Below are 1,406 nucleotides of genomic sequence, written 5' to 3' on the forward strand. Positions count from 1 at the left end.
AGACGATGTCGGTCTGTAAAAATTCACGTGCATTCATGGTCATATAACCGATGCCGGCTTGGGCTGAAATGGTTTCGGCAACGATCAGCAGGACCCATACCAAACCCAGTGAAAAGCGTAGTCCGACTAAAATAGAGGGCATCGCACCTGGTAAAATAACCTGAGTTCGATGAAATCCACTTAACCTTTTAGCATATTTTGGAAAGTTGGCTTATTGGGGTTCAAACAATAAGCCACTACAGCAGCCATGATATTCACCATGAAGTTATTTACCGAACGATGACGTGAATGTTCAAGTTGATGTAAATTTTTTAATTGATCATTCACTGTTTCGATCAATCCTCTTCTGCAAAGTAATTGTTTTTCTTCTTCAGTTTGGATGGGTTTATTTTTCATATTCCGACGTGATGGGGTCAATATTTTCAGTCCTCTTGCTGCTAAAGCTTCGGCTTTTGCTTTGCTCAAATAGCCTTTGTCTCCGAGTAGGATCCCTTTTAATTCTTGAGTTAAAGATTCTAATATAGCAACATCATGAACATTTCCCGATGTCAGCTTGAGATTAATAATTTCACCTAAATTATTGATAACGAGATGTAATTTAAAACCATAAAACCAACCCGTACTACTTTTTCCACGACCGGCCAAGCCTTTAAATACACGATGCCTTTTAATCCGAAGATTATGGCAAACTACCAATTTAGTGGAGTCAATGATACTGATTCCCGTATCTTTTCCTTTCACCTGATGGAAGAAACTACTCAGAGCTTGCAAACAACGGGGCATGATTTCAATAAATCGGTTGTAGCTAAGCAGTTTAGGAAAAGCAGATTTCCAGAATGGAACGATCATTTGGCAATAAAAATATTTGAAGAATCTAAAACCGGATTGATGAAATAAAATGACAATGGTCATTGCTTCGGACAAGCTTAAAGCTGACTTTTTCAACTTGGTTTTTTGATTAGAAATTAAAGCTTTCTCTAAAGATTCATTAAATTTTTTGCAGAAATCATCCAAAATACAAAATAATTCGGTAATATGATCCATTGAGAAGCCTTGTTTTATAACATTTTGTCTTGAGAACCAATATGTTACAAAAACAGGGCTTTTTTTCTACTCTTTTTTTATATCGAACTCAGGTTAGATAATAAAACTCCTACTACATTGATGAACTTACCTTTCAAGCATATTTTTTATATAGATTACAAATGTAAATACTATGCTGATGGAGGATTGAAAAAATCTATCCGCCTTTGTAAAACAATAAAAGCCGATTTAGTTGAAGAGGGCAAAGTAATTTACTTAAGTAGTTTTGATCTAGCCTCTATTATGTATCATTCCAATCTAGAAAATTTAAAGAAAGGTAGAACAAATGCTTTAGCAATAGATCTTGAAACAAAAAGATTTTT

At 34.8% G+C, this 1,406-nt stretch carries 1 protein-coding gene and 1 pseudogene; both read right to left on the bottom strand.

Going from position 1 to position 1,406, the window contains the following annotated elements; genetic code table 11:
* Positions 1–163, bottom strand: a pseudogene (locus ABWW28_RS27520) (ABC transporter permease subunit); the annotation flags it as partial.
* A 17-nt stretch (positions 164–180) separates the two neighbouring features.
* Complete coding sequence (locus ABWW28_RS27525) at positions 181–1,044, bottom strand: IS982 family transposase (protein ID WP_002122622.1); 864 nt, start codon at positions 1,042–1,044, stop codon at positions 181–183.
* Positions 1,045–1,406: the final 362 nt, after the last annotated feature.

It is taken from the genome of Brucella sp. NBRC 14130 (assembly GCF_040371715.1).
GTDB classification, from domain to species: domain Bacteria; phylum Pseudomonadota; class Alphaproteobacteria; order Rhizobiales; family Rhizobiaceae; genus Brucella; species Brucella intermedia.